Genomic DNA, 6,460 nt, shown 5'->3' on the forward strand with positions numbered 1-6,460 from the left:
AGAGGAAAAGCGGAGGCGATCGGATGATCAGAAAGAAAGATGTACGAAGAATGGCAGCAATCCTCTGCGTGATGACCGGAATGACCGGGATCCCCGCCTATGCGGCAGTTCCGGAGACACTCGGAGCGAAGCCGGGCTGGAATCAGATTTCCGGAAATTGGTACTACCTTATGGGAAACGGTGCCTGGAGCACAGATTTTATCGAGGATGAAAATACATGCTACACGTTCACAAAGGACGGGATCTTCTCCTATGCGAGGAAAAATCCAAACACACGGGGCGGAGCGTATCCTGTCTACATGCTGGATCAGAAGGAACAGGAACTCTTTGATGAGATGAATGATGAGAAGAGCGACCTGTTTTTTGATGCTTATCCGGATGCCGAGGACGACTATGACAACGGGGATGTGGAGTTTTACGACGGGCAGGCGAGCTTTGTCCTGGACCAGACGTTAAATGAAATCGCAGAGAAACGGCTCTCTCTCGCAATGGAGAAAGGATATTCGAAGAGCAAAAATACGATCCCGGGCGAGGGAACGGTGAGCGATTACATAAAGAACGTACTTCCGGAGAGAAAGAGTGCGACATTTTTTGAGATGTACCTCTGGGGACCGGAGGAGACGTACGATCCGTATGATTCTGTCATGACCCGGATGCAGGAAAAAGCTGACAGGAAGAACGATAAAAAATATTCTCTGGAATACTACCGCAGAATGGGAATCGCCCATGAAAACAGAGATGGAAAAGACTACTATATGGTAGTTCTCGAGCGGTAAGAAAAAAGAAATGACCGGGCAGTCCCGCGCCAGATCCGCGGTGCAGGACCGGCTGCATTTCAGAATTGAAGGAGAGAAGACATGGGAGAGAAGTTAAAGAACGCGCTCCGCGGGCATAAGGAGAAGAAAAAGAGCCAGAGCGGCGGTTTTTCCTATATGCTTGCGTCGTTCATCATCCATAAACGCGCGTGGATCGAGACAGTCTTTGTGATCGGCTGTCTCTTATCACTTTTGACGATGAATTTCGTCAATGTAAACTACGATCTGACAAAATATCTTCCGGACACGGCGGAATCGGCGATCGGACTTGACGTCATGCGTGACAAGTTCGGTTATCCGGGAACTGCGCGGGTTATGGTGAAGGATGTCTCACTATATGAGGCGAAGCAATATAAAGATGAGATCGCCGAGATCGACGGCGTGGACCAGGTGCTGTGGTGCGACAGTTCCGTCAACATCTACGCCGGGGAAGATTTCATCAATGAGAGCGACATCAAGGATTACTATAAGGACAGAAACGCAGTCTTCGATATCACGTTTGTCGAGGAGAGTGACTCCAGCCGGACTTCCAACGCGATCAATGAGATGAAGAATCTTCTCGGCGACAAAGGCTGTTATGTCGGAATGGCGGTCCAGAACAAATCCATGACCGAGTCCATGGAGAGCGAGATGAGCAAGATCCTCGTGGTGGCCGTTGTCATGATCTTTGCAGTGCTTTCCGTGACGACGACGGCATGGACGGAACCGATATTATTCCTGCTGGTTATGGGTGTTGCGGTCCTCTTAAACAAAGGAACGAACATTTTTATCGGAACGGTCTCGTTCCTGACGGAAAACGTCTCGATCATATTGCAGCTGGCGACGTCCATGGACTACTCGATCTTCCTGCTCGATGCGTTCATGAATTACCGCAAACAGGGAATGAATGAGGAGGACGCGATCATCAACGCCGTTCAGGAGGCGATCAACTCGATCTTCGCCAGCAGCCTGACGACAGTCGTCGGCTTCCTCGCCCTTGTAACGATGAAGTTCTCGATCGGCTTTGACTTAGGTCTCGTCCTTGCGAAAGGTATCGTGTTCAGCCTTCTGACCGTCGTATTCTTCATGCCTGCAATGATCCTGAAGTTTGCGAAGATCAATGAGAAGACGAAACACCGTTCCTTCATGCCGGATTTCCACGGCCTTGGAAAGGTGATCTACCGGATCCGCCCGATCGTGTTCGCAGTGATCGTCCTTGTGACGCCGCTTGCCTACACGGCGCAGGGATTAAACGACTTCCTCTACGGAAATGATTCCATGGGCGCATCGGAAGGAACCCAGGTCTATGAGGATGACCAGGAGATCACGAAGATCTTCGGACGAAGCAACATGCTGCTCGCCCTGTATCCGAACACTTCGGAGGTCAATGAGCGGGCGATGGCGAAGGAGATCAAGGATCTCTCCTATGTAAAGAGTGTGACGGCCCTGGCAGACACGCTGCCGGAGGGGATTCCGGAAGAGTTCCTTCCGAAGTCCACGGTGGAACTCTTACATAAAGGCGGCTACTGCCGGATGCTGATCTACACAAGAACAAAGACGGAGAGTACGGAGGCGTTCAAGGATTCCGATGCGATCCAGGAGATCGTGAAGAAATATTATCCGGATGGCAGCTATCTCGTCGGTGAGACGCCGTCGACCCAGGATATCAAGTCCTTCATCGTCAAGGACTATGAGAATGTAAATGTGCTGTCCCTTGCGGGCGTATTCCTCGTCGTTATGATGAGCTTCAAGTCGGCAGTCATGCCGATCCTCGTCATCATCCCGATCGAGGTGGCGATCTTCATCAACATGGCGATGCCGTATTTCCAGGGCGTTGAGATGGTGTACATGGGCTACATCATCGTCAGCAGTATCCAGCTGGGTGCGACGGTCGATTACTCGATCCTCTTGGCAAACAACTATCTGGCGAAGAGAAAGACGCTCCCGAAGAAAAAAGCCTGCGTGGAAGCGATCGCGGCGTCCTGTTCCTCGATCTTTACATCCGGTTCCATCATCACGCTGGCCGGATATATTGTATACATGATCTCGTCCACAACGGCGATCGCCGACCTTGGCCACCTGATCGGACGAGGCGGACTGTTCAGCCTTGTATTGGTACTGACGGTTCTTCCGCTGCTCCTGACCTTGTTTGACAACTTTATCGTCGGGGAGAAGCCGGCAGCGGCGCTTGCGAAACGTCTTCACCGCCGGGTGAAGAACCGGAGAGAAAAACGGAACACGAAAAAAGGTGAGACGGAAGAAGATACAGAGGAAGGCGCAGATCCTTACGAGGACGATGAAAACGAAGCGGCGGCAGGACGGGAACCCGGGCCGGATGCTGCGGATAAAGAAGGAATGGAGGAGAACGGTGATGAGACAGAAAAATAGAAAGATCATGGCAGCGGGAATGGCAGCTGTCACGCTCTGCACCAGCCTTGTTTCCACGCCGGTCTATGCGGCGGAGGCGTCTGTGAGCGTCGATGAATCGATGTACGTGAACCTGGATTACTATGGTTCTGTAGATAAAGTGAATGTTGTGAAAGGAGTGAGCTTAAACGGACTCACGAGCTTCACGGACTATGGAAATTATCTCGATGTCACAAATATGACCAACAATACGGCCCCGGAGATCGGAGACGGAAAAGTTATCTGGAATCTCCCGGCCGACACAAAGGGATATTTTTACTATAAAGGAGCGATCGACAAGGACACGGTGACACTTCCGTGGACGATGGATGTCTCCTACAAATTAAACGGAGTCCCGACGGATGCAGAGAAGCTCGCCGGAGCTTCCGGACTCGTGGAGGTCCATGTGACCGCGAAACCGAACGATGCGGCGAGAGATTATTATAAGAACAATATGCTGCTCGTTGTCGCGATGCTCGTCGATATGAGCAAATGCTACAGTGTCGAGGCGGAAGGTGCGCAGACGCAGAGTCTCGGTTCCCAGACCGCGATCATGTATACGGCGCTTCCGGGCGAGGACGGCGATTATACAATCCGGATCGGCTCTGACAAATTCGAGACATCCGGCGTCATCATGGCGATGGTTCCGGGAACTGTGAAAGACCTTGAGCATATCGTGGACTTAAAGGATGCGAAGGATACCTGGAAAGGTGCCGGAGACCAGTTATATGACAGTATGGACCAGCTGGCAGCTTCTTTGGAGAGCATGAGAAGCGGCGTCAACGAGCTGAAACAGGGATTAAACGAGGCGGAGAATGCGAGAGGCATCATCAGCGGTTCCAAAGATGAGATCCTGGACAGCAATGACCAGGCACTTGCATCCTTAAATGCCCTTTCCGAGCAGCTCGGAACGATCATCCCGTATATCCAGACGGCGAAGGATGCCTCCGAGGTTGCCCACAGCAGTCTGACGGATGTTGTCAATACGCTCGGAAATATGCAGGAACCGCTCCGGAAGCTTGATACGAGTCTTCGCGGTTTAAAGAGCAGCTCCGGAAGTGCGTCTGTGAGCGTTGATGACGTGGTATCAGCAGTCCAGCAGATCAAAAAGCTGGACACACAGCTCCAGAAGAGTATTGTGGACTTTATCAAAAATCTTGCATCATCCCAGGCATCCATGGAGGATGCGATTGCGGATTACTACGATGTTGAGGCAGGGGATGCGGATGAACAGGCACTTGCCGAGGCGGCTGCGGGAGCAGATACTTCCGCCGGTCACGCCGGTCTGCTGAATGCCCAGGAGCTGATCGGGATCTTAAAACAGAAGGAGAAAGCGCTCCGCCAGGTTGCTTCCTCCAGCAATGCGCTGGTTTCCGACACATCGAATATGCTGGATGATGTGTCGAATGTCGCGAGATATCTTGCGCAGACGACGGATCAGATGGATTATCTGATCGAGGATACGAAGGCTTTAAAGGATTCCCTGGACGTCTATTATCCGGATCTTCAGTCTGCGCTGGATGATTCCAAAGAGCTTGTGAACCGTACAACGGATGCGCTGAATAACAGCACGAACTCTCTGACACTTGTACAGAATACGGTCCGTGCGAGCTCTGACAGCCTTGATGCGGCGGCGAAGGATTCCATCAAGGGAAGTCTGAATGTCCTGAACAAGAGCCTGAATGTTCTCGACAGCACCAGCTCCATGAGAAAAGCCGGACGCACCATGAAGGATACGATGGACAATGAGTGGAGTGATCTTGAGGATGACACCAACTTCTTAAATATGGATCCGAGTGCGGAGAAGGTTTCCTTTACTTCCGATGAGAATGCGGAGCCGAATACCCTGCAGATCATCATGCGCACGGAGGAGATCAGCGTGGATGATGATGCAGAGCTTCTCGATGCGGAGACAGAGAAGGCAGCGGTCAACCCGCTTCAGAGAATGTGGAACATGCTCGTCCAGATGTGGAAGGCGATCGTTGAGATTTTTAAGAACAGGTAAATAAAGGATATGTGACAGATCTGTGCAGGAGGACGTGCGGCAAATTTATTTTGCCCTGTGCCGGAGCAGGGGAGACCCCGTACTCCGGAACCGTTTTTCTGCACATATTGACATATGGGAGAAAAATTTCCGGGAAGGAGAAGAGAAAGGATATGAAGAGATTCGGAAAGAAAGCCATCGGTTTTTTTCTTGCGGCAGTCTTTGCTGCTGCGGCAGTAGTTCCGGCTTTTGCAGCGGATAAGACGGCGGTTGGGAAGATCTATCTGACGATCGACGGTACGGTGGGCTTAAAGGATGACTCTGAGGACGTCACAGTGACGCCGTACGGCGATAATACGGACCGTTACTATGTGGATTCCATCTACATCGAAAACAACGACGGAAACGGCTATACGGAGTCCAATCCTCCGAAGGTCACGGTGACGTTATCGGTCGCGGATGAGGATTCTTATTATTTTTCCGGGACGGCGTCGAAGGATTTCCGGCTCACGCTTTCGGATTCTGCGAAATCGGGTTATGGAAAGGCGGAGTATGTGAAGGCGGTGAAGAGGGATGACAGGAGCACGCTTGATCTGACATTCCGTCTGACGCTCGATAAGAAGACAACCTCTTCAACGACGAGCACTATCAAGGCGCCGGCAGGTGCTGCCTGGTCCCCAAATGCGTACGGAACGGGAACATGGCAGGTGGTCAGCGGGGCGAAGTATTACCAGCTCCGGCTTTTGAAGGATGGAAGTCTCACAGGGGATGAGTTTACGATCTATGGGACGGCTTATGATTTTTCGAGACTGATGGGAACGACGGGCTCCTACAGTTTTGAGGTTCGTGCGGTGAAGGCTTCGAACAATACGAAGAGTGCCTGGGTGCGTTCCGGGGAGATCGGATCGTATGCCTCCGGTTCCTGGAAGCAGAGTGCGGACGGAAGATGGTGGTGGGACTACGGTGACGGGACGTGGCCGGCGGCGAAGTGGCTGTATATCAACGGAAAGTGGTATTATTTCCAGGAGGACGGGTATATGGCGACGGGATGGATCACGCTGTACAATAAGTCTTATTATCTGGATCCGGTGAGTGGAGAGATGTATAAGAGCCGGAGGACGCCGGATGGGATGTATGTGAATGAGAGTGGGGTGTATGTGCCGGGAATGTAGGAGCGAAGGGGCTTTGGGATATCTTTTGGGGAAAGATGAATAGAAGGAAAGCGGGACAGATCATTTTTTGAGTGGTCTGTTCCGCTTTTTTGGGGGTTTTGGGG

4 protein-coding genes are annotated in these 6,460 nt (G+C 51.8%); all 4 read left to right on the top strand.

Features of this window, described 5'->3' with window-relative positions:
• Window positions 1-23 precede the first annotated feature (23 nt).
• The 4 genes from FN001_RS16750 to FN001_RS16765 all read left to right on the top strand — a co-directional run bounded on the left by FN001_RS16750 (window position 24) and on the right by FN001_RS16765 (window position 6,356).
• The gene (locus tag FN001_RS16750) at window positions 24-776 is read left to right on the top strand and encodes a hypothetical protein (RefSeq protein ID WP_142412599.1); all 753 of its coding nucleotides are present in this window, start codon (window positions 24-26) and stop codon (window positions 774-776) included.
• A gap of 81 nt (window positions 777-857) precedes the next feature.
• Entirely contained in the window at window positions 858-3,182 is a 2,325-nt protein-coding gene (locus FN001_RS16755; protein WP_142412600.1) for an efflux RND transporter permease subunit, read from the top strand.
• Complete coding sequence (locus FN001_RS16760; protein ID WP_142412601.1) at window positions 3,166-5,205, top strand: YhgE/Pip domain-containing protein; 2,040 nt, start codon at window positions 3,166-3,168, stop codon at window positions 5,203-5,205. Before FN001_RS16755 ends, FN001_RS16760 begins: the two co-directional genes overlap by 17 nt.
• Window positions 5,206-5,357: 152 nt before the next feature.
• Window positions 5,358-6,356: a hypothetical protein gene (locus FN001_RS16765; RefSeq protein ID WP_142412602.1), complete on the top strand. Its 999-nt coding sequence runs from the start codon at window positions 5,358-5,360 to the stop codon at window positions 6,354-6,356.
• Window positions 6,357-6,460 lie beyond the last annotated feature (104 nt).

Origin of the sequence: Clostridium sp. Marseille-P7770 (genome assembly GCF_902143525.1) — a bacterium.
In the GTDB taxonomy this organism is placed as follows: Bacteria; Bacillota; Clostridia; order Lachnospirales; family Lachnospiraceae; genus Pilosibacter.